Origin of the sequence: Nocardia spumae (assembly GCF_020733635.1) — a bacterium.
GTDB lineage: Bacteria > Actinomycetota > Actinomycetes > Mycobacteriales > Mycobacteriaceae > Nocardia > Nocardia spumae.
In genome coordinates, this window is record NZ_JAJFZL010000001.1 from 6,182,954 (window position 1) to 6,207,913 (window position 24,960).

Consider the following 24,960-nt stretch of genomic DNA (forward strand, 5'->3'; position numbering starts at 1 on the left):
TGTGTGCCTACAACTCGAGCGGCTTGTCGACATTCGGATCGCCCGCATTCGGGCCCGCACCGGACTGATCGGGCGGCGGTCCCGACGATTCCGCGGCATCGAGCCACGCCTGCGCGCCGGGCGCATCCGGTGCGTCGTAGTGCGCCGGCATCGGCCCGATATCCGGAACCCGTTTCGGCCGGGTCTTGGCGCGATAGTCCTTACCCGGCCCGAGCGGAATGGGCCCGCGATGCTCACCCGAACCGTCCGCGGGATTCGGATTGCCGCCGGGGCTATTTCCGGCCGGCGGCGCGGGCGCGGGACGCGACGGCACCATGTAATTCGGATCCGACGGATCACGAAAACCACCACCCGCATTCACCGGCGGCGCGGGCGCAGGACGCGACGGCACCATATAGTTCGGATCCGACGGATCACGAAAACCACCCTGCCCACCAGCCGCATTCACCGGCGGCGCGGGCGCAGGACGCGACGGCACCATATAGTTCGGATCCGACGGATCACGAAAACCGCCACCACCGTTGCCCGTATTCGACCCGTTGCCGGTCGGATTCCCCGCCCCGCCGGCCGGGTGCACCGCTCCTCCCCCCGAGTGCGTCGTTGTGCTGTCTGCGAGCACCGGTCGCGGCGTCAACGGGTTGTTCACGGGCGGTGTCTTCGGCGGGGCCCAGGGCGCCTTCTGATTCATCCACAGATTGAAACGAGGATCGTTGCTGTTGGGTCCGGTCGTCTTCGTGCCCAGACCGCGCATCCCACCGACCATCCCGCCGCGAGCCGCACTGCCCACCCAGCCTTCGGGGCTGGAGAACGCGCCGGCGATATCGCCGGTCACCGCACCGGAGCCGATATTGCCGAATACGTTTCCGACGACACCGGCTGTCGCGCCGATGGTCGCGCCCTGCACGAAGAAGCCGGACCGGAACGGCATATTGGTGATCGCGCCGCCGAACTTCTTGTCGAGATTGCTGATCCCGAAACCCATATAGCGCCCGAGCTCCCGGCTGGGAATCGTGCTCAACGCGGACGCCGCCCAGGACGCGCCGAACTCCTTCCAGTTGAAGCCGTGCCGCTTACCGTCCGCGATCTGGGCGCCCTGCACGATCGCATTCGTCGCCGGCCCCCACAGGGCGCCCTCACCGAACTTCAGCGTGTAGACGCCCATTCCCTTGGCGGTGGGAAGGATGGTCTTGGCCTTGTACTTCCAGGTCTGGCCCCGCATCCCCTTCCAGGTATCGGCAGAGAGGATGTGTTTGATCCAGTACCGGGAAGCGCCGTTGAGTTCGGCCCGGGTGGCGAATCCCAGTTTCGACCAGGCACGTTCGAGTGCGTTCTGGAGTGCGTCGGCGATGAATTTCACGATCGAACGGGTGGTGCCGACGGCCGCTGCCTCCACGGCCGGCGCGGTCGGCGGGAACAGCCAGGCCCAGGCGATCTCGACGAGCAGAATGCACAGCGAGACAATGATATTGATCTTCGCCGATTGCAGTTCGGTACCGACGTCGAAGGTCGAATCGCTGATCGTCTTGAACCCCTCGGCCATCGTGGCCAGCGACTGATCCCCCTGGAGGAACGCGTCGAACAGGTGCCCGATCTGCTCGGCCGCGTCACCCGACGGAAAGGCCGCCATAGCAGCGGTTTTCGCGCTCTCGATACCGGATACCTGCGCCGCGAGGTCCTTGTGCGCCTGATCCCACGCACGCGACACCGCCCACATCGTGTCCTCGTCACCGTCGGGCCAGCTCGCACCGGCGACCCAGGCGATCGGTCGCACCGGCGGCGGAAGATACAGGCTCACGGGGAATCAGTCCTCGTCGGAGACCATCGAACGGCGCACACTGCCGTCCGCGGAACCATCGGATCGGGCCTCGCGATAGTCCTCGGGCCGCTTCGGTACCGGAGGAGCGGTCGGCATCATCTCCCCCAGATCCGGTGCACCCTCGATAATTTCGGACAGTTTGGGCAGCTGCATCTTTCGGTCACGCAGCGGTCGCATGAGCTCCCCGCCCAGGCGCAGCACCTCCGCGGCGGCCTGCTGCACGGCCGCGGTCATGCCGGCGGCGATCTCGTCGTAGGTCAGATCCGAGATGTCGTCGGCGAATGTCGTTTCGATCAGCAGGCCGTCGGCATTGACCGTGACCTCGATTCGCTGCTCACAGGTGCGCGCGGTGGCGGTCAGCCGCGAACGGCGCAGCTGGATCTCCGCGATCCCGCGCAGCTGCTCGTCGAGCCCTTCCAGGACCGTCATCATGTCGGCCCGCAACCGTTCGTTGACCACCGTCACCTCCGCCCGTCGGACCCCCGCATCGAATACACCAACACACGCGGTTGAATATCCGGTGGCGCACAATGAAATTCGACAGGACAAGACTCGGATCAACGAAGTCCGGCAGCGGCGCGGTCAGCGTGGCGCGCCGCCGTGCACCCGGCGCAGATGTTCGGCCAGAGCCTCGAAGACCAGGAAGTTCGGGATATCGCGGACCATCGCGGAGGTCAGCGCGAACCACCTCCCGGCCACATCCACGCTGAGCCTGCCGTCGCTGATGGCCACCTGATTCACCTGTGTCCACGGCGCCGACTTACGGGTGGAACCGACCTCGTACCACGTCATCCACAGTTCACCGAAGACCAGCCGATGCCCGGCCTGCAGGGCGGCCAGCGCCTGCGGCAGCTGGGTTTCGGTGACAGCCCGCTGAATCGACGGCCCCCACTCCTGCGGGTTCGAAATGCCGTCGCCGATCACGAAATTCACGCCCGCGATATCAGTGAAGGTGTACGTGTAGGTCGTGCCGATGTGATGGTTGTTGCGCATATGCCGGACGATGCTCTGATAGATCGTCGTGCTGTCGTAGCGAGCCACCCACAGGCGTCCCTGCCGGGCCGCGACGAGACCGGCGTCGTAGAGATCCAGCCGCGCCCCCGCATAGCTGCGCGCGTAGCGATACGAGCGGATCAGCGCGGGCAACATGACGATCGGGGCGATCACGCACAGGATCCCGACCACCGGCTGCGCGACCGCGAACGAGATCACCGCGCCGATCAACCCGGCGATCGACAGCACCAACAGGACGAGGTAGCCGCCGTTGCGCGGCGGGACCGGCAGATAGGTCTGCCGATGCCGGCCCAACCCCGTGCGCGCGGCCGCATCCCCGATGGCGGCGCCCACATCCTGATCGCTGTGATTCGCCATGGCCGGACCGGTCACGGTTCCCCCTCCGTCGTGCTAGAGCCGTAACGGCGAGCGTAGTCGAGGGCCGCCGCCGGGGCGGCAGGCGGTTCGCTCGCGGACCGGGCTGTGGCACACCCGCAGCGCCCGGCCGACCCGTTTGTGAGATGTCCAATGCCGCGCCCGGAATCGACCGGCCGCACCGGACCCGGAGCTAGGTTCTCGGCCAGCAGATATTTCACCGTCGTAGGCGGACCCGGAGGTGGTTCGCCGGACGTGAGGAGGCCCCGTGATCCACCGCAGAAACATCCTGAACCCCGGCGCCCGCGAGGTTCTCGACTATTTCGGCAAATGTCCCGAATGCGGCTATCCCGCCACCGCTTCGGCCGATTTCGCCGAGGCGACCACCGTCGTCGCCCGCTGCGACCGCCCGTGCGGCTGGACGGGCGCGGTGCCGCTCACCACGATGACCGCTCGTCCGTCGTAGAACGCACAACGCACCCGCGCCGAGTCGGCAGCGAGTGCGTTGTGCGACAACGATATTCGAACTTATTCGGGTCGAACGGTCAGAATGCGGGGGCCGTCCTCGGTCACCGCGACCGTGTGCTCCCAATGGGCGGCACGGCTGCCGTCACTGGTGACGACGGTCCAATCGTCCTCGAGTACCACGGTTTCGGTGGTGCCCAGCGTCAGCATCGGCTCGATGGCCAGTACCGAACCGACCACCAGCTTCGGCCCCCGGCCGGGTGCGCCCTCGTTGGCGAGGAACGGATCCATATGCATCTGCCGGCCGATGCCGTGCCCGCCGTATCCGTCGACGATGCCGTAGGCCCGGCCGTGCTCCTGTTCCGCGGCCCGGGTGCCCAGCTCGATGGCATGCGAAATATCGGTGAGCCGGTTGCCCGGCAGCATGGCCGCGATTCCGCTCTCCATCGACAGCCGGGTGGCCTCGCTCAGCAACCGGTCGGCCTCGATGATCTCACCGATTCCGAAGGTCCAGGCCGAGTCACCGTGCCAGCCGTCGAGAATCGCACCGCAGTCGATGGACACCAGATCGCCCTCGGTCAGAACCTCGTCCTTGGACGGAATCCCGTGCACCACACGATCGTTCACCGACGAGCAGATCGAACCCGGAAATCCGTGGTAGCCCTTGAACGACGGTACGGCGCCCGCGTCGCGAATGGTCTGCTCGGCGACCTCGTCCAGCTCCCAGGTCGACACGCCGGGCCCGGCGGCCGCGCGGACGGCGACCAGCGCACGCCCGACGATCGCCCCGGCCGCGGCCATGGCATCCAGCTCACCGGCGGTGCGGAAAGGCACCACCTTCTTCTGCTTGAGGCCGAATACCATTCGCGTCAGCGACCCAGCACGCGCAGGACGCGGGCGTTGACCTCGTCGACCTCGCCCACGCCGTCGACGGCGAGGATCAAGCCGTCGTAGTGCTGCAACAGCGGTGCGGTCTCGTCGCGGTACACCTGCATACGGTTGCGGATGACCTCTTCGGTGTCGTCGTCACGGCCGCGGCCGAGCATCCGCTCCACCACTACGTCGTCGGCCACCTCGAAGCTGACCACGCCGTCCAGCGCGTGGCCGGACTGCTGCAGCATCTTCTCCAGCGCCACCGCCTGATCGACGGTGCGCGGGTAGCCGTCGAGCACGAACCCGTTGGCGGCATCCGGTTCCGCGATCCGCGACTCCACCATGCGGTTGGTCACATCGCTGGGCACCAGATCGCCGGCGTCGAGGTACTTCTTGGCCTCGCGGCCCAGCGGGGTCTGCTGGGAGATGTTCGCGCGGAACAAATTCCCCGTGGAGATGTGCGGCACACCCAGCTTGTCCGACAGCAGTTCGGCCTGTGTCCCTTTACCGGCACCCGGCGGTCCGAGCAGTACGAGTCTCACTTGAGGAACCCTTCGTAATTTCTGTTCATCAGTTGGCTCTCGATCTGTTTGACCGTATCGAGGCCGACGCTCACGACGATCAGCACCGACGTACCACCGAACGGCAGGAAGTTCGAACCACCACCGCCGCCGCCGATGTGCAGCAGCAGGTTGGGCAGTACGGCAACAGCACCGAGATAGATCGAACCGGGGAGGGTGATTCGGCTCAGTACATAGTTCAGATAGTCGGCGGTCGGCTTGCCCGGACGGTAACCGGGAATGAACCCACCGAACTTCTTCATCTCGTCCGCGCGTTCCTCCGGATTGAAGGTGATCGCGACGTAGAAATAGGTGAAGAACACGATCAACGCGAAGTAGATCACCACATACACCGGGTTGCCCGGGTTGACGAGATACTTCTGGATGATCTTCTGCCACCAGCTGTCGGAGTTCGACGACTGGGTCAACTGGGCGACCAGGTTCGGCAGATACAACAGCGACGACGCGAAGATCACCGGGATGACACCCGCCTGATTGACCTTCAGCGGTAGATAGGTCGACGACCCGCCGTACATCTTGCGTCCGACGACGCGCTTGGCGTACTGGACGGGTATTCGGCGCTGGCCCTGTTCGACGAAGATCACGCCGACGATCACCACGAAGGCGGCGAAACACACCAGCCCGAAGATCAGGCCGCCCTTGCTGTCGAGGATCTGCTTGCCCTCGGTCGGGATGCGCGCCGCGATACCGGCGAAGATCAGCAGCGACATACCGTTGCCGATACCGCGCTCGGTGATCTGCTCACCGAACCACATCACCAGCGCCGCACCGGCGGTCATCACCAGCACGATGATGATCATGCCGAAGACACTGGTGTCGGCCAGGATGTCCTGTGGGCAGCCGCGCAGCAGCTGGCCACGCGCGGCCAGCGCCACCAGACCGGTGGCCTGCAGCACCGCCAGCGCGATCGACAGATAACGCGTGTACTGCGTCATCTTGTTCTGACCGGATTGGCCCTCTTTTCGCAGTTCCTCGAACCGCGGGATGACCACCGTCAGCAACTGGATGATGATGCTCGCGGTGATGTAGGGCATGATCCCGATCGCGAACACCGACAGCTGCAGCAGCGCACCACCCGAGAACAGGTTGATGAGCTGGTAGATGCCGGCATTGTCACCGCCGGAGACGACGTCGATGCAATGGCGGATCGCCTTGTAGTCGACACCGGGCGACGGCAGCGAGGCACCGACGCGGTACAACGCGATCAGGCCCAGCGTGAAGAGAATCTTCCGCCGTAAGTCCGGGGTCCGGAAAGCCGACACGAAGGCGGAAAGCACAGATCCTCCTGGCTGACGACACGGGGGTCACGCCCACTTCCGCTGTCTCGGCACATACCGGAGGCCCAAACGAATGGATCCGGCCTTGTGCCGCGACGACGGGGCAGACTGGTTGGCAGACAACACTTGAACTCTAACAGCGACGCCGGACGGGCTCTCACCCGTCCGGCGCCCAGACTGTATTACCGCGCTGATCGCACGTTCGCGCTCCGCGGCATCAGTAACTGTCAGCCCAGCTCGGTAGCGGTGCCACCGGCGGCGGCGATCTTCTCCTTGGCAGAGCCTGAGAATTTGTCGGCGCTGACCTGAACGGCCACGCCGATCTCGCCCTCGCCGAGCACCTTCACCAACTGGTTCTTACGCACGGCACCGGCAGCGACCAACTCGTCCTTGCCGATGGTGCCGCCCTGCGGGAACAGGCGCGCGATATCGCCGACGTTCACGACCTGGTACTCGACGCGGAACGGGTTGGTGAACCCCTTCAGCTTCGGCAGGCGCATGTGGATCGGCATCTGGCCGCCCTCGAAACGGGCCGGCACGTTCTTGCGAGCCTTCGTACCCTTGGTACCGCGACCGGCGGTCTTACCCTTGGAGCCCTCACCGCGACCCACACGGATCTTCTCGGTCTTGGCGCCCGGGGCGGGCCGCAGGTGGTGCAGCTTGATGGGGGTCATGCGGTTTCCTCCTCAACGGAAACGAGGTGGCGCACGACGTTGATCAGCCCGCGGTTCTGGGCGTTGTCCTCGCGGACCACGGTCTGGCGGATACCGCGCAGGCCGAGGGTGCGAAGCGACTCCCGCTGATTCTTCTTGGCGCCGATCGTGGACTTGATCTGGGTCACCTTGAGCTGTGCCATATCAGACTCCCTGTCCGGCACGTGCACGCAGCATGCCCGCCGGGGCAACGTCCTCGATCGGCAGACCGCGGCGAGCGGCCACCTCTTCCGGACGCTGCAGCATCTTCAGGGCCGCGACGGTGGCGTGCACGACGTTGATGGCGTTGTCGCTACCGAGCGACTTGGCCAGGATGTCGTGGATGCCCGCGCACTCCAGCACGGCACGCGCCGCACCACCGGCGATCACACCGGTACCGGGCGAGGCCGGACGCAGCATGACGACACCGGCGGCAGCCTCACCCTGCACCGGGTGCGTGATGGTGCTGCCGATCATGGGAACGCGGAAGAAGCCCTTGCGAGCCTCCTCGACACCCTTCTGGATGGCCGCGGGAACTTCCTTGGCCTTGCCGTATCCGACACCGACCAGGCCGTTGCCGTCACCCACGATCACGAGGGCGGTGAAGCTGAAGCGACGACCACCCTTCACGACCTTGGACACACGGTTGATCGCGACTACGCGCTCGAGCTGGTTCTTCTCGGCGGCATTGTCACGACGGTCACCGCCGCGACGGTCGCGACCGCCACCACGCTGATCGCGCTCGTTGCCACCCTGTCCGGCGGGTCCGCTGCCGCCGTCACGCCGCTGACGTCCCGGCATCAGACGTTCCTTCCGTTCATGGTCATTCGGTCCATGGGCTGAATCCGCATCAGAACTTCAACCCACCTTCGCGAGCAGCATCGGCGAGAGCGGCGATGCGGCCGTGATAGTCGTGGCCACCGCGATCGAAGACCACGGTGTCGACACCGGCGGCCTTGGCGCGAGCCGCGATCAGCTCGCCGACCTTGGCGCCCTTGGCCGACTTGTCACCGTCGAGCGCGCGCACGTCGGCCTCGATCGAGGACGCCGAGGCGACGGTCTTGCCGACGGAGTCGTCGACCAGCTGAGCGTGCAGGTGCCGCGAGGAGCGGAACACGATCAGGCGCGGACGCTCGGCGGTGCCGAGGACCTTCTTGCGCAGACGGAAGTGCCGGCGGGTCTTGGAAACCCGGCGACGAGTCGACGCATCTTTACCGACCGGCTTGCGGGCGGCTTTCTGAGCTTCAGTTTGTGCCATGGCTTACTTACCCGTCTTTCCGACCTTGCGGCGAACGACCTCGCCGGCGTAGCGGATGCCCTTGCCCTTGTACGGGTCGGGCTTACGCAGGCCGTGGATCACCGCGGCGATCTGGCCGACCTTCTGCTTGTCGATGCCGGACACCGAGAACTTGGTGGGAGCCTCGACCTGGAAGGTGATGCCCTCGGGAGCCTCGACCGGAACCGGGTGGCTGTAGCCGAGGGCGAACTCGAGGTTCGAGCCCTTCTGCTGCACGCGGTAACCGACGCCGAAGATTTCCATCTTCTTCTCGTAGCCCTGCGTCACGCCGACGATCATGTTGCTGATCAGCGTGCGGCTCAGGCCGTGCAGCGAACGGTTGCGGCGCTCGTCGTCGGGACGGGCCACCTCCAGCTCGCCGTTCTCGGCCTTCGTGACGACGATCGGCTCGGCGACGGTGTGCGACAGGGTGCCCTTGGGCCCCTTCACCGATACGGCCTGGCCGTCGATGGTCACCTCGACGCCGGCGGGAACCGGGATCGGCTTCTTACCGATACGCGACATTGTTCCTACCTCCCTTACCAGACGTAGGCGAGGACTTCCCCGCCCACACCCTGCTGCTTGGCCTGACGGTCGGTGAGCAGGCCCTTCGACGTGGAGATAATTGCCACGCCCAGACCGCCCAGCACCTTGGGCAGGTTGGTGGATTTCGCGTACACCCGCAGACCCGGCTTCGAGACGCGGCGCACACCCTGCAGGCTGCGCTCCCGGCTCTGGCCGTACTTCAGGTCGACGATCAGGGTCTGGCCGACGGGCGCCTCTTCGGTGCGGTAGTCGGCGATGTAGCCCTCGCGCTTGAGAATCTCGGCGATGTTCGCCTTGAGCTTCGAGTGCGGAGCCTTCACCTGATCGTGGTACGCCGAGTTGGCGTTGCGCAGACGGGTCAGAAAGTCTGCGATCGGATCAGTCATGGTCATGTGTTGACCGTTACCTTTCTCGCCGCGGTTCCCATACAGCACCGTCACGCGGGGCGGTCGTGGGCCTACGACAATTTCGGCTGGTCCGGACGACACCTTTGCCGACCGGATTGATTGCAGTCACCCGGAGCTTCGCGCACGCATATGGGCACGAGGGTGCCCGAGCAACCGGTCTAGTGTAGGCGAGGCGTTCGAGCAGCCAAAATCGGGGGCGCTGCGCGGGCGCCGGGCGAGGCGCCCGATCGGCGTGATCGGCCGGTCCGATTCTCGCAGCGCGATCCCTTCACCCGAAGTCGTCGCGCTATTCCGCGCCCACCGGACGACGGTGACGCTCAGTACCAGGACGACACGCCGCACCGATTTCCGGAACACGCACCGCCGGAAGGTCTTTCACAGGTTTTTCTGAGGTTGCCCTGATACCTTTTGCCCGTATTCGCCCAGGCACGACGACACACGGGGAAGCCGCCTGCCATGAGCCTCGATCAACCACATCGCCTACTCGTTCTCGGCTACGGATCGCTACTCGCGGCGGTCGCGGGATTCGTCAACGCGGTCGCCATCCTGGTCCTCGCGTTCCCGGTCGGCAACCTGACCGCGACGACGACGAAACTGGGGATGGATGTCGCCGATCCGATGCTCCACGAGGGCAGCGTTCTCGCGTTCATCATCCTCGGGTTCCTGATCGGGGCCATGATCGCCGGGGCGGCGCTGAGCCCGGCCGACCGACATGCGGGAGCGCGGCACAGCGCGGTCATGTCCTTCGAGGCATTCCTGCTGATCTCGGCGTTCATGCTGACCGACAACACCGTGGCGGTCATTCTGGCGGCCATCGCCTGCGGTATGCAGAACGGAACGACGTCCAGCCTGCGCGCTATGCAGATCCGCACCACACATTTCACTGGCACCCTGACCGACCTGGGCCTGTTGATCGGCCGCTCACCCCAATACGGTTTCGACGCGTGGAAAGGCATCGTCCTGTCGGCCACGGTCGTCACGTTCATCGGCGGCGGCGTCGCGGGTACGGTGGCCGGCAGCCGAATCGGCGATGCGGCACTGCTGATTCCCGCCGGGATATGCATCGCGGTCGCCGTCGTCGGGCTGGGGTACGACCTCTGGCGCACCGCGTACATTCGGGCGAATCAGCCCACACCGTCACCCCGAATCGGCCACGCCGACACCGAGATCGGAGACGACTTGGTAGCCGTGCGTCACCACGCCGGCTGATCCGACTCCGCCCGCCGCACCACCGACCCGCACCACCGACCCGCACCGCGCCGTCACACCGTCTGCTCCGAGGACGGCTCCACTCGTCCCCGGGGCGGCCCGCCGATCCGGTCGCGGTGCGGCCGAGCCGACGGTCGCGGTGATGGCGACCTGGTCACGAGAACGGCAGCTCAGCGGTCCGGTGGTGTGTGATCACACCTCGAGATCGGCCTCGATGGCCTTCAGGCGGTGCCGGGCCAGCGCGAGATTGGCCCGGGACCGGTCCAGTGCCAGATACATGAACAGCCCCTTGGCCGTCCGGCCCGTCATCGGGCGGATGATGTGGTACTGGCTGGACAGCGAGATCAGGATGTCCTCGATCTCCTCGTTGAGCCCGAGCTGTTCGATGGTGCGCAGCTTGGCCCGCACCACCTCGGTGTTGCCGGCGCCCGCGACCTGCAGATCCAGGGACTTGGAACTACCGAGCATGCCCAGCGACATACCGCTGTTGTAGTCGACGACAGCCGCGCCGAGCGCGCCGTCCACCGCCATCATTTCCTTCAGTGCCAGATCGAGATTGGACATGGGTGTTCCCTTTCATTCGGTGTTACTGAACCCGGTCGGCGCGATGCTTGCCGCTCGGGGTCGTCAGGCGCTCGGCGATCGCACGAGCCGCCGGACGCGATTCCAGGTGCAGCCGGCCGACATTCACCTCGGGTTCCGCCAGCACGGTCAGCGATGTCCAGTCCGCCGCGTAGACCACCACGTGACCACCGGTGCCACGCACCACCACCTCGTGGAATCCGCCGCCGACCGCGGTGGCGGCGAGCCGCTCCGACAGCGCCAGCTGGGACGCGGACAGTGCGGCCATTCCGGTGGGTTCGATCTGGGGCGGCAGGTCGTGGGCGATGAGCAGCCCGTCACTGGATGCCACCAGCGCACCGATCAGTCCGGGGACGCGCTCGCGCAACGCCTTCAGTTCCGCCAGCACCGCTTCGTTCGGCTCGGGTTCCGATATCGACACCTTGCTGAACCTTCCCATCAGATCGCCGAGCAGCTTCTTCCGCGCGGTCACGCAAGTTCCTCCAACGCCGCCCGCAGGCGGACGAGCACGTCCAGGTCGACCGGCGATTCCCAACGATCGGGCGGCGCAACCGATACCGCGTGCCGCCGGCGCCGGACCAGCGGCGGCATACCGGCGGAATCGGCGGCGGCCGGTGCCGACAGCACCGGCTGCTCGAGCAGACCCGCCAGCGTCAGGTCCCGGACCGCCACCAGACAGCCGTAACTGGTGCGCCCGAGCTCGGCGGCGATATCGGCGATCGTGCGCCGACCGTCGACGGCGGCCAGCACCTCGGCCTGACCGCCGGTGAGCGCGATGCGCCGGCGCCGCACCCGCCGCACCGGGACGACCGGCGTCCGTGCGACCAGGTCGGCCGGCCACGGACCGGATTCGGGATCGCCGCGACGCGCGCATTCGTGGACGAGCAACCGGGGATTGATATGGCAGATCGGCGTCAACCAGTGCTCGGGCGCGGGTTCGAATTCGGCGACCGCCGGTGCGGAGAGCAGAAAGTAGGCGGCGTCGAAAAGCGACAGCAGGGCAAGGGTTTCCAACTGCGGCCGCGACAGCAGAGGTCCGGGATCTCCCGAGTCGGCCCGTTGCCAATCCTCGGCGGTCGCCACACCCGCCTCCACCACGAGCCGGCCCAATCCGGTCGTGCGCCGGCAATCGGCGGTGACGACCTCGCCCCGGGCGAAGTGGAACGAACCGTCCCCCGCGTGCAATACCCCGGTACTTCCCTGTTCCTCCAGCCGCGTCATAGCCACGGCCAGGTCAGCGCCCATGACTGCCTTGGGCCAGTTCGGACAGGATGGCGCGCAGTTGATACCGGGACATCGCCAGGTTTCCGGTCTCCTCGTCGAAGAGGACATGCACGAAAAGCCTGCCGTCGAAGTCGCCGTCGACCAGATTGAGCAGGTGATAACCATTGGTGCCGCACACGATGATCTCGGTGACGTCGTCGTCGGGTTCCGCACCCAGCGCCGGACAGTTCAGCACGGCGCGCACCACATCCGTTGTGGCAGCGGCATCCTCGTGCTCGTCTATCGGATCATGCCTGCCCGCGGCGGCGACGGCGAGACCACTCGCCCCGTCCACCAACGTCACTCCACGCGCCCCTGGAACATCCATGATCCGTTTCAGGCACTCGTCAATACTGGTCACCCACGTCACCCGCTCGTAGACTTCGGCCCTTTTGAAACGGTGACGTTACACACTGATTCGAAGGATGGCCATTTGGAGGGGAAATTTCCGGCAAATTCGGTGTGCCGCACGATATCCGACCCCTATCAGGGCTGGTGCAGCCGAAATCCGTTCCTCACCCCCGCAACTCGGCCGGTCCCACTCACCGGCCGAGTTCCGACTGGACGGTCGAGCAAACCACGGTGCGCACCCATTTGGGCATCCGGACAGAGCAGACGCGCCATGTGTCCTGAACGACCTCCACGCACCACGGCCGTCCGTGATGATGCGCGAGAACGAGACCGGATCGACAGCGGCCCGGACGGATACGCCCCCGCATCTTCCGGCGCGCCCGGACGGGCCGCGGCACAAGCCGGGTCAGAAGGATTCGAAACTCGGCTGGACTGCTCGGTCGGCGATCAACTCGTCCACGTCCTGCGGCTCCAGGAATTCCAACTCGGCCCGGTCGACAACGTCCTCGGATTTCGGATTGCGTAGCCGGTCGACGAAGTGGAGCACGAATCCACTGAATGGGCCGTCGAATACTTCGGTGCCGACTTCGTGCACCATCGTCACGATCTTCCAGCGCTCCGGGTCCGGATCGCAAGGTAGGAAGAAGTGCTCGTCGCCGCTGTAGTCATAACCCCAGGAAATGAGCCCGCCTGGTTCGGGGTGGATCGGATAGGGCACGTCGTCGGGATCGTCTTCGCGCAACTCGCCGAATGTTTCATGGATGGTCCGCATGCGCGGGAGCAGCGGACTGCTGGTTCCCTGCGGATGAAAGACCACCAGCTCTCCGGAAATCACACCGCTGCCGTAGGTATCGAGAAACGCCTTGAAGTCGCTCGGCAGCCCCGAGCCGATGTAGCTCTCGACCTCGGCCCAATCACCCGCGGGGCGACGAAGCGAGGGAGAGCCCAGCAGCCGCATGAGTTCGTCGAGATCCGTCATGTACTTCCCCATTCCATCGGCGATCGCGCGTGGTCAAGGTATCCGCGCGAGGCGGATCGCGGTGTGGGCCCGTTGCCAGGAATGAGAAGGACTCGCACACGGAACACCGGGACGAACGGCTTGCCCTTATCGACGGTTCTGCTGTGCGCGCGGAGTCTCCGACGCAAGGAAGGGTGCGGACTCGGTGAGTCCGTACCCTTTCTCGATTCGATTGTCGCGCAACGCGCGGGGGCGACCGGCCAGCCCCTGCGCCCAGGAGCCGTGCCTCAAGGCGTGCAACACCCGTCTTGACGATCTCGGTGCGGAAATGGCCAAACAGCTTCAACAGAAATTCCTCGAGCAAGCCACCGGAACCGACAACTCCATCGACGCCGTGATAGCGGACAACGTCGAAGTTGTGAAGAACATGCGCGAGGTGAGGGCGATCTCGATAGCGAGACTAACCGGACAGGACTACACCGACGCGCAAGCGGTGAACTCGATCATCTACCAGGCCTCTAGCACCAAGGCAGCACTGCTCATCGCCTGACCACGTGATGCAAAACAGGCAGTAGGACAAAGCATAATGCCGCACCGACCAGTGCCACAACGATTCCCGATCCGAATTGGCGAGCCCTTCCGCCTACTGCATACAGAATGGCTACCACAAGGACCTCAACACCATACAGAGGGACCAGGATGATGAACAGATATCCAGTGATGAAGGGGGTCACCACGTTTATGGTCAGTCCTGCGGCAGCAGTTCGGAAGGACACGGGGCCGAACCAGTGGGCACGTTCCGGCCATGGCTGAGACTGCTCTTGCCGCAACGGAACCTCCTACCTGGTCGTAAGATAGAGCAGGCCGATTACAGCTGAAGCGATTACCCAGATGGCCGCGGCTGTCGTTGCGGCAAGAGCCATTCCGCGTATCGCGCCACGGGCCTTCCACCCCAATACCCGAAGGCGGTCGCGAAGCTCACCGACGATGCCGACGTGCTGCTCGAGTACTTCAAGTACCCGGCCGAGCATTGGGTGCACCTGCGCACCACAACCCCGTTGAATCCACCTTCGCGACCGTCCGGTTGCGGACCAGGGTGACCAAGGGGCCGGAGTCGAGGGCAGCGAGGATGGCGATGGCCTACAAGCTGATCGAGGCAGCCCAGTCGCGGTGGCGGGCGGTCAACGCACCGCGCCTGGTCGCGTTGGTTCGTGCCGGTACGTTGTTCCACAAGGGCAAGCTCCTCGAACGACCCGTCGACATCACCCCCGATCCGTCACCTGAGCCGCCGGTGTCCGAGGTCGCCCGACCAGGCACGAACCCATCCGGGCAAGTGTCACCGACACGTCACGTCCTCACTGGAGAACCACCCTCGACGGGTGAGGCGGGCTACCCCTGTCTCCGTCAGAGTCGGCGTTGTTGAGCAGCGACACACGGATGGAGCAGGCATGACCGAGGCGGCGAACGTGACGACGGCCGGCGATACTCGAGAGGGCGAACCTGCGTCGCCGCCGCTGTTGCGGCAGATCAACGGTGGCCGCTGGTTCGAGCAGGCCGAGGCGGAGGCGCTGCGGGCGGAGCTGTTCTACCAGCGCGCGGTGCACGCCTACACCACGATGCTTCCCGCGTTGAACGTGATCGGGATGCGCGACGGGTCGGAGGCCGCGTTCGGGAAGGGGTACCACGTCCTGCCGATCTGGAAGGACCGGATGGACAGTCGCACCTGGGTCCCCACACCCAACGCGGACGTCATTTACGCGATGAGCTACCTCGACCTGGCACGGACCGGACCACTGGTGGTCAACGCGCCGGCGAACGTCATCGGCATGTTCACCGACTTCTTCCAGCGCACTCTCACCGACGTCGGCGCGGTCGGTCCCGACCGCGGCCGCGGTGGGCTGTTTCTGCTGCTCCCGCCGAACTACGACGGGCACGTCCCGGCCGGGTACTACACGTTCGAGTCCTCGACCTACAACGTTTTCCTGTTCTTCCGCACCGTCATGGGACAGGGCGACGGAGAACCCGACCCGTCGGCCGGTGTCGCCGTGGCCGAACGCACCCGTATCTACCCGCTGTGGGAGGAGGAGAAGGACGTGCCGGCGATGGAGTTCCCCAACGCCAGCGGCCTGCGGGTGAACATGATGTACCCGACCGACTTCTCCTTCTGGACCAAGCTCAAGGAGTTCGTCGACTACGAGCCGGTCGCGGCGATCACTCCGGAGTTGCGCGGCGTGCTGGCCTCGATCGGCATCGTCCAGAACCGTCCGTTCGCACCGACCGACTGGCAGCGCACCCAGCTCGACCGCGCCGTCATCGACGCCCCGAAGATGATCCTCGCGAGCGCTCAACTCGGCCGCGCGGACGACCGCCACCTCTATTACGAGGACCGGCAGTGGGAGGTCGCGTGGGCCGGCGCCACCGCGGAGTGGATGCAGCAGTCCTACCTCGACATCGACGCCCGTGCGCGGTTCTTCCAGTACGCCTACTCGTCGGCCCCGGCGATGAATATCCACACCACCGGCGCCGGCGCCAAGTACCCGTACGCGATCCGCGACCGGGACGGTGAGTTCCTCGACGGATCGCACACCTACAAGCTGCACCTGCCGCCCAACCCCCCGGCTGGCTTGTTCTGGGCGGCGACCGCCTACAACGTCACCGACGGCACCATGCCCGAAACCGACGAGCTGTTGCCCTCGACGAACGGCTACTACGACATACCGAAGAACGAGGACGGTTCGATCGACCTGTGGTTCGGGCCGGAGCAGCCCGACGGAGTGGCCGACGCAGCGTTTGTGAAGGTGATCCCTGGCCGCCACTTCGTCGGCTGTTTCCGGCTGTACGGTACTGGCGTCGAGTTCTACGACCAGTCCTGGAAGCCGGATGATTTCGTGAAGACGACCTGACCCTCAATCGAAGCCCAGATCCACAGGATTTGACGATTCCTCTCATGGGTGACTCGCAGCCCGCAACTCCATACCGTGGCTACGATCGAAGCATGTCGCATCCGCGCGTCGAACGACCCGATCTTCCCGAATACATGACGTGGGAAGAACTCGAACAATTGCCTGACGAGGTCGCCGGCCAGATCGAGCTGTGGGAAGGTCGTGTCGTCTGGTTGCGGAGGGGCCCGGCCGAGCATCAGGAGTTCACCAATCTCCTGTGGAGTGGACTGCGCCGGTGCGCTCGGGAAGCGATGTCCGCGGACCCGGAGCAGTGCTGGCGAGCCCACACCGAGACGAACGTCTTCTTCGGATCGACGGAGAAATCGGACTTCGTCACACCGGATTTTCTCGTCGCCCGCTGCCTGCCGAACCCCTATCAGGATATCCGTGCCGCAGATGTCCTGCTGGTCGGCGAGGTGCTGTCTCCGTCCAATTCGCAAACCGACATGGAAGACAAGCGGGCCCGCTATGCGCGCGGAGGGATCCCCTGGTACTGGGAGGTCACCCTGGAACGCGAGAAGAGCGCGATAGCCATGATCCGGATATTCGCGCTCGAACGAACCCACGGCGCCCTGCCCGCCGGCGTCCATCCCCTGTATCCGGCCAACTACCTGCTCACGGCCAAATGGACACCGAAGGACTCAGCAGCGATCGACACGGAATTCCCCTTCCTCATTCGCATCCCGTGGTCAGATCTCGAATTCTGAATCGTGGTCGACGAACGCGTATGTAAGGTTGTCGCACAACCTTACATAGGGCTTGTTCGTATCAAAGGTTGTCAGCACGAGCAGACCTCAACGCAAGAAAAGGTACGGACTCGGCCGAGCCCGTACCTTTCCTCGATTCGATTGTCGCGCAACGCGCGTGCGCTACCTCAGTAGCGCGAGCTCACCAGGAGCTCTTGTGCACGCCCGGCAGCTCACCGCGGTGCGCCATTTCACGGACGCAGACGCGGCACAGGCCGAACTTGCGGTAGACCGCGCGGGGGCGGCCGCAACGCTGGCAGCGGGTGTAGCCACGAACGGCGAACTTCGGCTTCGCGGCGGCTTTGTTGACGAGAGCTTTCTTAGCCATGTGCTCAGTTCTCCTTGAACGGGAAGCCGAGGTGCTTGAGCAGGGCGCGGCCCTCCTCATCGTTGGTCGCGGTGGTGACGACCGTGATGTCCATACCGCGCGGACGGTCGATGGAGTCCACGTCGATCTCGTGGAACATCGACTGCTCGCTCAGGCCGAACGTGTAGTTGCCGTTGCCGTCGAACTGCTTCGGCGACAGGCCGCGGAAGTCGCGGATACGGGGCAGCGCGATGGACACCAGGCGGTCCAGGAACTCCCACATGCGGTCGCCACGCAGGGTGACGCGCGCACCGATCGGCATGCCCTCGCGCAGCTTGAACTGCGCGATGGACTTACGGGCCTTACGGATCTCCGGCTTCTGACCGGTGATCAGGGCCAGGTCGTTGACGGCGCCGTTGATCAGCTTGGCGTCGCGGGCGGCGTCACCGACACCCATGTTGACGACGACCTTCACCACGCCCGGGATCTGCATCACGTTGGCGTAGTCGAACTCGCTGTTCAGCGCGTCCTTGATCTCCGCGCGGTAGCGCAGCTTCAGACGCGGAGCGATCTTCTCTGTGTTCTCTGCGGTGGTCATGCTCAGATGTCCTTCCCGTTGCGACGGGAGATGCGCACCCGCTTGCCGTTCTCGTCGGTGCGGTAACCCACCCGGGTCGGCTTGCCGTCGGAGTCGACAACCATCACGTTGGACACGTGGATGGGCGCCTCCTGGGTCACGATGCCGCCGGAGCTGGCGCCGCGCTGGTTCGCGGAGTTCGCGACGTGCTTCTTGATCCGGTTCACGCCCTCGACCAGGACCCGGTTCTGCTGCGGGTAGGCCTGGATGACCTTGCCCTTGGCGCCCTTGTCCTTACCCGAGACGACGATCACGGTGTCGCCCTTGTGCACCTTCATGTCAGAGCACCTCCGGGGCCAGCGAAACGATCTTCATGAAACGCTTGTCGCGCAGCTCACGGCCGACGGGGCCGAAGATGCGGGTGCCACGCGGATCGTTGTCCGCCTTGATCAGCACAGCAGCGTTCTCGTCGAACTTGATGTACGAACCGTCGGCGCGCCGGCGCTCCTTGACGGTGCGCACGACGACCGCCTTGACGACATCACCCTTCTTGACGTTGCCGCCGGGGATGGCGTCCTTGACGGTGGCGACGATGACATCGCCGATACCGGCATAGCGACGCGACGACCCGCCGAGCACGCGGATGCACAGAATCTCCTTGGCACCCGTGTTGTCGGCGACGCGCAGCCGCGACTCCTGCTGAATCACTTCAGCTCCTCCTAGACCTGGACGTAATGCACGCCGGATTACCGACCCGACGGGCATGGTCAGTTGCCCCTCAAAACGCGCGCCTGCCAGCGGCGATAGATACTCCATGGAGATCAACCACTGTGGGTTCGCGGCCGAAGTGCGGGTACAGCACCCGCAGGCAACCGGTCAAGTGTAGCGAAGCCGCAGGTAGCCCCCAAATCGGGGCCGGTCGAGACGACGGCGGCGGACTCGCCACCGGCGGCGGCCGAACTCAGCCGATCCTCAGCAGCTCGAGCTAGCCTCTCACGGACACAACCGGCCCCGTCGTTCGGCGGGGCCGCGCTGATGCCGTCGGCATCGCAGGTGCACGAGAAGTCGGGGAGAGGAATTTCTGTGACATCGTCCGGTCGTGACATCCGCCTGGGTCGGCGCTCGTTCCTGATCGCCCTGGGTGCGATACCGGTGGCCACCGCCCTCACGGCGTGCAACAGCGACGACGCGAAGCCGAAACCGCTGACCGGGCCCGACCTGTCCGGCGCCGACACCGCGGTGCGACCGCAGGACGATCTGTATCGCAGTATCAACGGCACCTGGCTGCGGACCTATCAGCTGCCGCCGGACAAGGTCTCCTACGGCACCTTCGCCGAGGTGTCGGACCGGGTGGAAGGGCAGCTGCGCGAGGTCATCGACGGTATCCACAACCCGAAGGACGGGTCCGAGGGCCAGCAGATCCGCGATCTCTACGACGCGCGGATGGATCTGGACACCCTCGAGAAGCTGGGCACCACCCCGTTGCAGCCGATGTTCGAGCGGATCGACGGCGCGGCGAACAAGGCCGAACTGGCGAAGGTGATGGGCGCGCTCCCCCTCGGCGGCCTGATGGGCCTGGGCGTGAGCATCGACCGCAAGAACTCCAACGCCTACATCCCCTCGGTGAGCCAATCCGGGCTGGGAATGAGCGAGCAGTACTACCGCAAACCCGAATTCGCGCAGTACCTCACGGCCTACCGGACGCTGCTGCACAAGCTGGCCACCGGCGCCGGCCTGCCGGATCCCGACGGCGCCGCCGAACGCACGCTCGACCTCGAGCAGCGCATCGCCGCGGGGTTCTGGGACAACGTCCGCACCCGCGACGCCGATGCCACCTACAACCTCATGGGGTGGAACGAGATGGCCGCGCTGGCACCGACGTTCGACTGGGATCCGTGGCTGGCCGGCAGCACCGACCGGCCCAAGGAACTGTTCGCGAACATGGTGGTCGGCGAGCCGTCGTTCGTCACCGCGGCCGGACAGCTGTGGGCCGAGGTCGACATCAACATCTGGCGGGAATGGTTGAAGCTCAGCCTGCTTCGCAAATACGCCAAGTACATGAAGCGGGATCTGTCGGATGCCAACTTCGAATTCCTCAAGGCCACCAGCGGAATCGAGCAGCGACCGGAGCTGTGGAAGTCGGCGGTGGGCGTGGTCGACAGCAATCTCGGCGAACAACTCGGCAAACTGTACGTCGCGAAATACTTTCCGCCGCAGGCCAAGACGCGCGCCAAGGAATTGGTCGACAATCTGCTCGCCGCCTATCGCGAGAATTTCCACAACTCGTCGTGGATGTCACCGCAGACTCGCGAGGCCGCGATCGCCAAATTGGACAAGATCACGGTCAAGATCGGATACCCGGACAAGTGGGTGGACTATTCGAAGCTGAAGGTCACCCGCGGCAAACTGGTCGAATCCCTGCTCGCCATCGAGGCTTTCGAGGCCAAACGGTCGATGGACAAACTGGGGACGCCGGTGGACAAGTCCGAGTGGGGTATGTCCCCGCAGACCGTCAACGCCTACTACGAGGCCACCTCCAATTCGATCAACTTCCCGGCCGCGATCCTGCAGGCGCCGTTCTTCGACACCGATGCCGAACCGGCCGTGAACTACGGCGCAATCGGCGCCACCATCGGCCACGAGATCGGCCACGGATTCGACGATCAGGGGTCGAAGTACAACGGCGACGGGAACCGCGCGGACTGGTGGAACCCGCAGGACAAGGCGGCATTCGAAGGCCGGACGAAACAGCTGATCGACCAGTACGACGCGCTGGTCCCCGAGGGCCTGCCGCCCAGTGACCACGTCAACGGCCAGCTGACCGTCGGCGAGAACCTGGCCGATCTGCGCGGTCTCATGATCGCGCTGGCCGCCTTCCGCATCGAGGAGGGCAAGAACGGCCGCAGCACCCCGGACTACACGCCGATGTTCCAGTCCTGGGGCCGCAACTGGCGAGAGAAGCAGACCCAGCAGGCACTGGAACAGCAGGTCGCCACCGATCCGCACTCCCCCGGCGAATTCCGCTGCAACCAGGTCGTCCGCAATCTGCCCGAGTTCTACGCGACCTTCGGCGTCAAGGAGGGCGACAAGCTGTTCCTGCCCCAGGATCAGCGCGTCAGCCTGTAGTCCGAGTGCCGCCGCCGGCGTCCGGCGGCGGCACTCGGCGGCGCACTCAGTGGGTGATGAGGTGCCAGTCCTCCGGGAGGTTGGTGGCGGTGACCTGATCACCGACCACGGCGATATCGACCGTGGTGCCGCCCAGGCGCAGGTCGGTGAGTTCGATACACCCCCAGCGCGGGGGCAGATGCGGGAGCACGGTCACCGTGCGATGCGGGACGTCGGGGTCGAGGCCGAGGAACGAGCGGACCAGCAGCAGCGGGGCCGCACTGGACCAGGCCTGCGGTGAACACGAGGTCGGATACGGGACCGGGGCCGAGAACCTGGTGCGCTGGAATCCGCAGAACAACTCCGGTAGCCGCCCACCGAACGCCGATGCGGCATCGAGCAAACCGTTGGACAGGCGGGTGGCCAGATCGACCGCACCGGGAATGTGGCGGTAGCGCAGCAGTCCGGCGACCGTGATGGCGGTGTCGTGCGGCCAGACCGAACCGTTGTGATAGCTCATCGGATTGAACGCACCCATACCGGAAGACAGTGTGCGCAAACCGAATCCGGAATCCATCTCCGCGGTGGACAGGTGGTGGATCAGCTGCTCGGCGTGTTCGTCGGGCACGATGCCCGACCACATGCAGTGGCCGACATTGCTCGTGAGCGCGTCGACACGCTGTTTGCGGCCATCCAATGCGATGGCATACCAGCCCTTTTCGGGCATCCAGAAGGATTCGGCGAACTTGGTGCGCAGTTCGGCGGCCCGGTCGCGCCATGTGGCGGCCTTGTGCGCCTCACCGAATTCCTCGGCGAGTTCGGCGCGGGCCAGCATGGCCGCGAAGACGTAGCTCTGCACCTCGCACAGCGCGATCGGGGCCTGCGCGAGATGTCCGGCGGCATCGTTGATACCGTCGAAGCTGTCCTTCCAGCCCTGATTGATCAGACCGCGGTCGGTGGCACGCTGGTATTCCACGAAGCCGTCGCCGTCGCGGTCGCCGAAATGCGATATCCAGTCCAGGGCGGCATCGGCGGCGGGCAACAACGTCTGCACCGCCTCCGGGGAAGCACCCCAGCGCCTGGTCTCGGCCAGCAACATCACGAAAAGCGGTGTGGCGTCGACGGTTCCGTAATAGACCTCACCGCCCAGAGCCAGACCGCCGGAGGGGCCGCGGCGGATCTCGTGCATGATCCGGCCGGGTTCCTCCTCGGTGAGGGCGTCGACCTGCTGGCCCTGCATCTCGGCCAGCTGCTGCATGGTGCCCAGTGCGAGCGAGGAATCCAGCGGCAACGCCATCCAGGCGGTGAGCAGCGAGTCGCGGCCGAACAGCGTCATGAACCAGGGCGCGCCGGCGGCCACGAAGGTGCGATGGCGGCGCTCCTCGCGAATCTGCAAGGCGCCCAGATCGCTTTCCGTGCGCTGCAGTACGGCCGACAGGAGCGGGTCCCCGGTGGTGAGCTTGGTGGCGGTATCGCGCCAGGCCGCCATCTTGCGGCCGGGTTCGCTGGTGCGGTAGTGCTCGCCGGGACGCAGCGCGACGTGCACCCGCTGGTTGGCGACCGTCGGCTGGGCCAGGATCTCGGTCTGCCACCGTCCGGTCGCGGGCACCACGATCCGCCAGGTCAGCGATCCGGGCAGTACGGTCGGCAACTCCGAGGACGAGATCGCCAGGCCCCGAGCCCGATCGGAACGGTCGTTGAGCAGCAGCTCGTTGTCGGTGACCAGGGTTTCGGCGCGCCCGTGACCGGCCCGGCCCTCCTTGACCGCGAACAGGTCCACGAAGTCGGCGTCGGCGCGCAGTTCCAGCACCACGGCCGTGGGTTCGCGGCCGAGGTTCTCCAGAATGATCGTCTCGCGCATCCCGTCGGCGACCAGGCGTTCGCGCACAACCAGCAGGCTCGAGTCGGCGGCGCCGGAGCGGGGCGGACGGCGCAGGATGAATCGGGCGGTGAAGGCCTCCGGGCTCAGCACCGACAGTGGCTCGAGGCGCTGGCCGTCGACTCGCAGCTCCCAGCGCGAGACCACCCGGGCATCACGGTAGAACAGGCCCTGCGAGGTCCCCGATTCCACATCACCGACCCGGTCGGACAGGCAGAAGGTACTGCCCTCGACCAAAGTCACCGAGCCGTTGAGCAGCGCCGGTTCACCGGCATTGAGTGGCGACGGAGAGGTCATCGCCGAACCCCCCTTCGTCGGCGTCGCGGCCCGGCAAAGCCCTGGGCCGGTTCATCGAGTTCGTCGACTCGAGCATCACCATTGCGAACGGCTCCTCCCTGGATACCGGAACAGCGACTGATCCGGCGTGGGGTCTGTGTGGGCCTATCCGACAACCTTCGGACGAGAACGAGCACTTCGACATTCGAGAGTAACCGCTGCGGGGCACTCGACAGGGTCAATTGTCCGACAGGTCGCGAATCGGCGCGGCCGCGTTCACGAGTGTGATGTCACCGTGGTAGTGGGCCAGTACCCGATGATCCATCACCGCTCGCCACAGCGGAGGCACCACGGCGATCAGGATCACCGCGGCATAGCCGAGCGGCAGTTGTGGCGCCTGCTCGCTGCTGCGCAGCGTCTGATAGCGGCGTCCCGGATTGGCGTGATGGTCGCTGTGCCGCTGCAAATGGAAGAGGAAGACGTTCGTGACGAGGCTGTCGCTGTTCCAGCTGTCGCGCGGGGAGCACCGCGCGTACTGGCCGTCGGCACGTCGCGCCCGCAGCAGCCCGTAGTGCTCGACATAGTTCACCGTCTCCAGCAGGGCCACGCCGATCAGCGCCTGCAGCGCCAGGAACGGGATCACCCGATAGCCGAAGATCAGGATCAACGCGCCGAACAGTACGACGCTCATCGACCAGGCCTGCAACAGATGATTGGCCGGGCTGAACCAGCGCTTACCTCTCCGGGACAGGCGCTCGCCCTCCAGGGCGATGGCCGAGCGCAGACCGCCGAGCACGGTCCGGGGCAGAAACGCCCACAGCGATTCGCCGAACCGGGCGCTGGCGGGATCCTCCGGCGTCGCGACACGCGCATGATGGCCACGGTTGTGCTCGACGAAGAAGTGCCCGTACCCGGACTGCGCCAGCGCGACCTTGGACAGCCAGCGCTCCAGATGCTCGGATCGATGTCCGAGTTCATGGGCGGCGTTGATACCGATCCCCGACACCACCCCCAGGGTCACCGCCAACCCCAAGCTGTCGACCACGGACAATTGACCGCTGGACCAGATGCGGCACGCGATGACCAGCCCGGTGAACTGCATCGGCAGGAAGAGGTATGTGCACCAGCGGTAATAGCGGTCGTGGGACAGCGCCTCGTAGTCGGCGTCGCGTGGATTACTTCCATCGATCCCCACTGCCCAATCCAGCAGCGGAATCACCACGAACACGATGATCGGGCCGATCCACCAGAACACCTCGAGCCCTGTCCGGGCCACCAATTGCGCGGGAAACAGCGCACAGGCCGGGGCGATCAACCCCAGTGTCCACAAATAACGCTTGGGGTCGCGAGCTGTGGAATGTTCGAAGATCGCCATACGCCTCTCGCCCATCCAGACGAAAAACAGCGGAATGAGGGCGCAGACACCGAGAGCGGTTGCGCCGGCCTGATGTTCTTCCAGGATAA

General features: G+C 65.5%; 29 protein-coding genes and 1 pseudogene. 7 read left to right on the forward strand and 23 right to left on the reverse strand.

Annotated features, from left to right (window positions below; translation table 11 throughout):
* Positions 1 to 7: 7 nt before the first annotated feature.
* The 3 genes from LKD76_RS27525 to LKD76_RS27535 all read right to left on the reverse strand — a co-directional run bounded on the left by LKD76_RS27525 (position 8) and on the right by LKD76_RS27535 (position 3,202).
* A complete protein-coding gene (locus tag LKD76_RS27525; RefSeq protein WP_227984311.1) occupies positions 8 to 1,795 on the reverse strand; it encodes a WXG100-like domain-containing protein in 1,788 nt (595 codons plus the stop codon).
* 6 nt (positions 1,796 to 1,801) lie between these two features.
* The gene (locus LKD76_RS27530; protein WP_227984312.1) at positions 1,802 to 2,281 is read right to left on the reverse strand and encodes a YbaB/EbfC family DNA-binding protein; all 480 of its coding nucleotides are present in this window, start codon (positions 2,279 to 2,281) and stop codon (positions 1,802 to 1,804) included.
* Positions 2,282 to 2,398: 117 nt separating this feature from the next.
* Positions 2,399 to 3,202, reverse strand: coding sequence for a DUF6585 family protein (locus LKD76_RS27535; protein WP_227984313.1), 804 nt, complete (start codon positions 3,200 to 3,202; stop codon positions 2,399 to 2,401).
* A gap of 250 nt (positions 3,203 to 3,452) precedes the next feature.
* Here LKD76_RS27535 and LKD76_RS27540 point away from each other — a divergent pair, with 250 nt between their 5' ends.
* Entirely contained in the window at positions 3,453 to 3,650 is a 198-nt protein-coding gene (locus tag LKD76_RS27540) for a hypothetical protein (protein WP_227984314.1), read from the forward strand.
* 62 nt (positions 3,651 to 3,712) lie between these two features.
* Here LKD76_RS27540 and map read toward each other — a convergent pair whose 3' ends face one another.
* The 9 genes from map to rpsH all read right to left on the reverse strand — a co-directional run bounded on the left by map (position 3,713) and on the right by rpsH (position 9,286).
* Positions 3,713 to 4,513 (reverse strand): type I methionyl aminopeptidase, encoded by an 801-nt coding sequence (map, locus tag LKD76_RS27545; RefSeq protein ID WP_227984315.1) that lies wholly within the window; start codon positions 4,511 to 4,513, stop codon positions 3,713 to 3,715.
* A gap of 5 nt (positions 4,514 to 4,518) precedes the next feature.
* Positions 4,519 to 5,064 (reverse strand): adenylate kinase, encoded by a 546-nt coding sequence (locus tag LKD76_RS27550; protein ID WP_227984316.1) that lies wholly within the window; start codon positions 5,062 to 5,064, stop codon positions 4,519 to 4,521.
* Entirely contained in the window at positions 5,061 to 6,380 is a 1,320-nt protein-coding gene (secY, locus tag LKD76_RS27555; protein ID WP_227984317.1) for a preprotein translocase subunit SecY, read from the reverse strand. Before secY ends, LKD76_RS27550 begins: the two co-directional genes overlap by 4 nt.
* Before the next feature lie 227 nt (positions 6,381 to 6,607).
* Positions 6,608 to 7,054, reverse strand: coding sequence for a 50S ribosomal protein L15 (gene rplO / locus LKD76_RS27560; RefSeq protein ID WP_227984318.1), 447 nt, complete (start codon positions 7,052 to 7,054; stop codon positions 6,608 to 6,610).
* A complete protein-coding gene (gene rpmD / locus LKD76_RS27565) occupies positions 7,051 to 7,236 on the reverse strand; it encodes a 50S ribosomal protein L30 (protein WP_030513404.1) in 186 nt (61 codons plus the stop codon). Before rpmD ends, rplO begins: the two co-directional genes overlap by 4 nt.
* A gap of 1 nt (position 7,237) precedes the next feature.
* Complete coding sequence (gene rpsE, locus LKD76_RS27570; RefSeq protein ID WP_227984319.1) at positions 7,238 to 7,873, reverse strand: 30S ribosomal protein S5; 636 nt, start codon at positions 7,871 to 7,873, stop codon at positions 7,238 to 7,240.
* A 49-nt stretch (positions 7,874 to 7,922) separates the two neighbouring features.
* Positions 7,923 to 8,330 carry a 50S ribosomal protein L18 gene (gene rplR / locus LKD76_RS27575; protein WP_227984320.1) on the reverse strand — a complete coding sequence of 136 codons (408 nt, stop codon included), beginning with the start codon at positions 8,328 to 8,330 and terminating at the stop codon, positions 7,923 to 7,925.
* Between the two features lie 3 nt (positions 8,331 to 8,333).
* Positions 8,334 to 8,873: a 50S ribosomal protein L6 gene (gene rplF, locus LKD76_RS27580; protein WP_227984321.1), complete on the reverse strand. Its 540-nt coding sequence runs from the start codon at positions 8,871 to 8,873 to the stop codon at positions 8,334 to 8,336.
* Between the two features lie 14 nt (positions 8,874 to 8,887).
* Positions 8,888 to 9,286, reverse strand: coding sequence for a 30S ribosomal protein S8 (gene rpsH / locus LKD76_RS27585; protein WP_025347235.1), 399 nt, complete (start codon positions 9,284 to 9,286; stop codon positions 8,888 to 8,890).
* A 471-nt stretch (positions 9,287 to 9,757) separates the two neighbouring features.
* On the opposite strand from rpsH, the gene LKD76_RS27590 reads away from it, so the two are divergent.
* Complete coding sequence (locus tag LKD76_RS27590) at positions 9,758 to 10,510, forward strand: YoaK family protein (RefSeq protein WP_227984322.1); 753 nt, start codon at positions 9,758 to 9,760, stop codon at positions 10,508 to 10,510.
* A gap of 192 nt (positions 10,511 to 10,702) precedes the next feature.
* Here the strand turns inward: LKD76_RS27590 and LKD76_RS27595 are convergent, their stop codons facing one another.
* The 5 genes from LKD76_RS27595 to LKD76_RS27615 all read right to left on the reverse strand — a co-directional run bounded on the left by LKD76_RS27595 (position 10,703) and on the right by LKD76_RS27615 (position 13,685).
* Positions 10,703 to 11,074, reverse strand: coding sequence for a hypothetical protein (locus LKD76_RS27595; protein ID WP_227984323.1), 372 nt, complete (start codon positions 11,072 to 11,074; stop codon positions 10,703 to 10,705).
* Positions 11,075 to 11,096: 22 nt separating this feature from the next.
* Entirely contained in the window at positions 11,097 to 11,564 is a 468-nt protein-coding gene (locus tag LKD76_RS27600) for a roadblock/LC7 domain-containing protein (RefSeq protein ID WP_227984324.1), read from the reverse strand.
* Entirely contained in the window at positions 11,561 to 12,337 is a 777-nt protein-coding gene (locus LKD76_RS27605) for a hypothetical protein (RefSeq protein WP_227984325.1), read from the reverse strand. The genes LKD76_RS27600 and LKD76_RS27605 overlap by 4 nt, the downstream gene beginning before the upstream one ends.
* On the reverse strand, positions 12,327 to 12,725 hold the full coding sequence (locus LKD76_RS27610; RefSeq protein WP_227984326.1) for a roadblock/LC7 domain-containing protein: 399 nt from the start codon (positions 12,723 to 12,725) through the stop codon (positions 12,327 to 12,329). The genes LKD76_RS27605 and LKD76_RS27610 overlap by 11 nt, the downstream gene beginning before the upstream one ends.
* Positions 12,726 to 13,112: 387 nt before the next feature.
* The gene (locus tag LKD76_RS27615) at positions 13,113 to 13,685 is read right to left on the reverse strand and encodes an SMI1/KNR4 family protein (protein WP_227984327.1); all 573 of its coding nucleotides are present in this window, start codon (positions 13,683 to 13,685) and stop codon (positions 13,113 to 13,115) included.
* Positions 13,686 to 13,869: 184 nt separating this feature from the next.
* On the opposite strand from LKD76_RS27615, the gene LKD76_RS27620 reads away from it, so the two are divergent.
* The 4 genes and pseudogenes from LKD76_RS27620 (at position 13,870) to LKD76_RS27635 (ending at position 17,313) form a co-directional block, all read left to right on the forward strand.
* Positions 13,870 to 14,214 (forward strand): hypothetical protein, encoded by a 345-nt coding sequence (locus LKD76_RS27620; RefSeq protein ID WP_227984328.1) that lies wholly within the window; start codon positions 13,870 to 13,872, stop codon positions 14,212 to 14,214.
* 403 nt (positions 14,215 to 14,617) lie between these two features.
* A pseudogene (locus LKD76_RS27625) lies at positions 14,618 to 14,961 on the forward strand (transposase); the annotation flags it as partial.
* Positions 14,962 to 15,112: 151 nt separating this feature from the next.
* Positions 15,113 to 16,567 (forward strand): DUF1254 domain-containing protein, encoded by a 1,455-nt coding sequence (locus tag LKD76_RS27630; protein WP_227984329.1) that lies wholly within the window; start codon positions 15,113 to 15,115, stop codon positions 16,565 to 16,567.
* Between the two features lie 134 nt (positions 16,568 to 16,701).
* A complete protein-coding gene (locus LKD76_RS27635) occupies positions 16,702 to 17,313 on the forward strand; it encodes a Uma2 family endonuclease (RefSeq protein ID WP_227985423.1) in 612 nt (203 codons plus the stop codon).
* Between the two features lie 181 nt (positions 17,314 to 17,494).
* Here LKD76_RS27635 and LKD76_RS27640 read toward each other — a convergent pair whose 3' ends face one another.
* From LKD76_RS27640 to rplN, 4 genes are read right to left on the reverse strand one after another with little or no spacing between them, the layout of a single operon-like run.
* Entirely contained in the window at positions 17,495 to 17,680 is a 186-nt protein-coding gene (locus LKD76_RS27640; RefSeq protein WP_025347225.1) for a type Z 30S ribosomal protein S14, read from the reverse strand.
* A gap of 4 nt (positions 17,681 to 17,684) precedes the next feature.
* The gene (rplE, locus tag LKD76_RS27645) at positions 17,685 to 18,257 is read right to left on the reverse strand and encodes a 50S ribosomal protein L5 (protein WP_227984330.1); all 573 of its coding nucleotides are present in this window, start codon (positions 18,255 to 18,257) and stop codon (positions 17,685 to 17,687) included.
* A 2-nt stretch (positions 18,258 to 18,259) separates the two neighbouring features.
* On the reverse strand, positions 18,260 to 18,574 hold the full coding sequence (gene rplX, locus LKD76_RS27650) for a 50S ribosomal protein L24 (RefSeq protein WP_227984331.1): 315 nt from the start codon (positions 18,572 to 18,574) through the stop codon (positions 18,260 to 18,262).
* Between the two features lies 1 nt (position 18,575).
* Positions 18,576 to 18,944 carry a 50S ribosomal protein L14 gene (gene rplN, locus LKD76_RS27655; protein WP_062994284.1) on the reverse strand — a complete coding sequence of 123 codons (369 nt, stop codon included), beginning with the start codon at positions 18,942 to 18,944 and terminating at the stop codon, positions 18,576 to 18,578.
* 375 nt (positions 18,945 to 19,319) lie between these two features.
* Here rplN and LKD76_RS27660 point away from each other — a divergent pair, with 375 nt between their 5' ends.
* Positions 19,320 to 21,362 carry a M13 family metallopeptidase gene (locus LKD76_RS27660; RefSeq protein ID WP_308188595.1) on the forward strand — a complete coding sequence of 681 codons (2,043 nt, stop codon included), beginning with the start codon at positions 19,320 to 19,322 and terminating at the stop codon, positions 21,360 to 21,362.
* A 46-nt stretch (positions 21,363 to 21,408) separates the two neighbouring features.
* Here the strand turns inward: LKD76_RS27660 and LKD76_RS27665 are convergent, their stop codons facing one another.
* Both LKD76_RS27665 and LKD76_RS27670 read right to left on the reverse strand, forming a co-directional pair.
* A complete protein-coding gene (locus tag LKD76_RS27665; protein WP_227984332.1) occupies positions 21,409 to 23,517 on the reverse strand; it encodes an amylo-alpha-1,6-glucosidase in 2,109 nt (702 codons plus the stop codon).
* A gap of 217 nt (positions 23,518 to 23,734) precedes the next feature.
* Positions 23,735 to 24,871: an alkane 1-monooxygenase gene (locus LKD76_RS27670; protein ID WP_227984333.1), complete on the reverse strand. Its 1,137-nt coding sequence runs from the start codon at positions 24,869 to 24,871 to the stop codon at positions 23,735 to 23,737.
* Between the last annotated feature and the right edge of the window lie 89 nt (positions 24,872 to 24,960).